The organism is Nocardioides jejuensis (assembly GCF_004337475.1).
Lineage (GTDB): Bacteria > Actinomycetota > Actinomycetes > Propionibacteriales > Nocardioidaceae > Nocardioides > Nocardioides jejuensis.
This window is the reverse complement of the sequence record NZ_SJZJ01000047.1, coordinates 1-2331: the sequence shown is the minus strand read 5'-3', so window position 1 is coordinate 2331 and position 2331 is coordinate 1. Positions and strand designations below refer to the sequence as shown.

Genomic DNA, 2331 nt, shown 5'->3' with positions numbered 1-2331 from the left:
CCGGGGGTGACCGGGTAGGTCGTGCCGTTGACGGTGACCGAGCCGTCCTTGACGGGGTAGTCGACGCCGTTGATGGTCACCGTGGTCCCGTTGACGGGGTACTTAGTGCCATCGACGGTGATCGAACCAGCCGGGCAGTCGGTACCGCCGGTCGGCTGCGAGCCGTCCGTCGAGCCCGGCGTGGTGGTGCCGTTGGTCGGCGTGGTGCCGCCGTCCGTGGGCTCCGAGCTGCCGGGGGTGGTGGATCCGTCGGTCGGCTGGGAGCCGTCCGTCACGCCGGTCACGTACGCGATGCCCTGGGTGGTGGTGCTTCCACCCTCGGGCGTCGTGCCGTAGACGGTGATCGGGACGACCTGGTCGCCAGCCTCGGGCTTGATCGGTGCCGAGCATGCCGTCGACTCAGTCGGGGCCAGCTCCGTGTCCGCGCAGGTGAGCGACCCCTCGGGGCTGCTCGCGGACAGGTTGGTGACCGTCTTGTCGCCGGCGTTGTAGACCGGGATCGAGGCGGTGGTCGACTGGCCGGTCGGCACCTTCGCGATCTCCGGAGCGCCAGCGGCCTGGCCGCCGACCGTCGGCGTACCCGCCGTCAGGATGCAGTTGCAGTCCTCGTCCGGGGTACCGCCGGCCGGGCTTCCGCCCGTGGTGCTGCCGGTGTTGCCCGTGGAGGTTCCGGAGCTGCCCGCGGCACCGGCGAGGCCGGTGACGAAGAGCAGCCCGGTAGCTGACGGATTGCTGCCGTCCGGGGTGGACCCCGTGGCGTACACCGGAGCCGACTGCTCGCCTGCCGTCGGCGTGTAGGTGCCGTTGCAGGTCGTCGAGGCGGCGGCCGCAAGGGTCGTCGTCCCGCACTTCATCGCGCCACCCGGTCCGGAAACGGACAGGGCAGAAACGGTGAAGCTTCCGGTGTTGGTGACGGGTACGGCGACGGTGCTCGGCTTGCCGGCCGGAGCCTGGGCCGAACCCGAGCTGCCGGCCGCGGTGCCGTTGACCGTCGGCGTACCGACCGTCAGGTCGCACGCACAGTCGGCCGCCGGCGACGCGACCTTGCTGGTCGTCGTCATGGCGGCCTTCGGCTTCGGTGCAGCCGCCGGTGCCGACGTTGCCGCCAGCCCGGAGGTAGCAGCGAGGTCTGCCGCCGGGGTCGTGCCCTTCGACGGGGCGGGGATCCCGGCAGCAGGAGCGGCCTTGGTGGTGGCCAGCATGGTCGTGGCGGGAGCCGGCGCAGGCGCCGTCTTCGCCGTGGGCGCAGCGAGGTTTCGCACGGAGACCGTGGGAACGTCGTACGTCGTCGTGGTGTGGTTCGTGAGCGTGCTCAGACCGGACGTCAGGCCTCCGAGGGGCCCACCTCCGCCAAGCAGCTGCGTGACCGATCCGAGGATCGGCTGGTTCGGCGGAGGAGTGGTGTCCATCCCCGTTCCCTCGGCATGGGCAGCGCCCATGCCGAGGGCGAGGAACCCTCCGACGAACAAGCCGGTCCCGACGGACCGCCTCATCCAGGGGTTCATGTCAATGACCTCTTTCGTCCGTCAGGCCTGCGGCGCGGGGGCCGAGGTGCAGGTGCAGAGCGTGTACTCGAACTTCTCCTGCGCGGTGGTGACCTTCCCGGTCGGGTCGGTTCCGGTGAAGTTGACCGGGACGGCGTTGATCCCCGACTCGGGCTTGACCGGCACCGAGAACCAGGTGCTCTCGCCCGGCTGCAGCGTGGTCTTGCCACCGGTCACGGCGCCGGCAGGCGAGGTGGCGGTGATGTTCTGCAGCGGAGCGTCACCGTGGTTGGTGACCTGAACGTCGAGCTTGGAGACGTCCGTGGTGTGGAAGGTGTAGCGGGTGGTGTCGCTGGTCGGCTGGTCGTTGACCTCGATGGCGCCGGTCTTGGCGATCTGGCCGTTCGCCACGTCACCCGTGTAGACCGCCGAGCAGGTCTTGCCCTGCTGCTGGCCATTCGGGTTCGAACCCACGACGCCGAAGGAGACCGACTGGGTGCCGGGCTTCGCGGTGGTGGTGTACGTCAGCGTGGTGGTCTGGCCCGGAGCAAGCGGGAGCTTCGCGCCGGTCATGGTGCCGCCGTCGGAGGCCTTGCCGACCAGGGTGTTGATCGGGAGGTCGCCGGTGTTGGTCACGGGCAGCGTGTAGGTCACCTTCTGACCGACCGGAACGGTCGGCGAGCTCTGGCCGTTGACCTTCGTGCCGCCCAGGTTGAACGCCACCGTGCCCTGCGGCGAGTCGATCGGCGAGCTACCGGAGCCCGGAGTCGTGGAGCCCGGAGTCGTGGAGCCCGGAGTCGTGGAGCCCGGAGTCGTGGAGCCCGGAGTCGTGGAGCCCGGAGTCGTG

Annotated in this window: 1 protein-coding gene and 1 pseudogene; both read right to left on the bottom strand. The window is 70.3% G+C overall.

Annotated elements, in window-relative coordinates; all coding sequences use genetic code 11:
* Positions 1–1409, bottom strand: a pseudogene (locus EPD65_RS15975) (hypothetical protein); the annotation flags it as partial.
* 117 nt (positions 1410–1526) lie between these two features.
* On the bottom strand, positions 1527–2331 hold an 805-nt coding region (locus tag EPD65_RS15970), incomplete at its 5' end, for a COG1361 family protein (protein ID WP_243640636.1).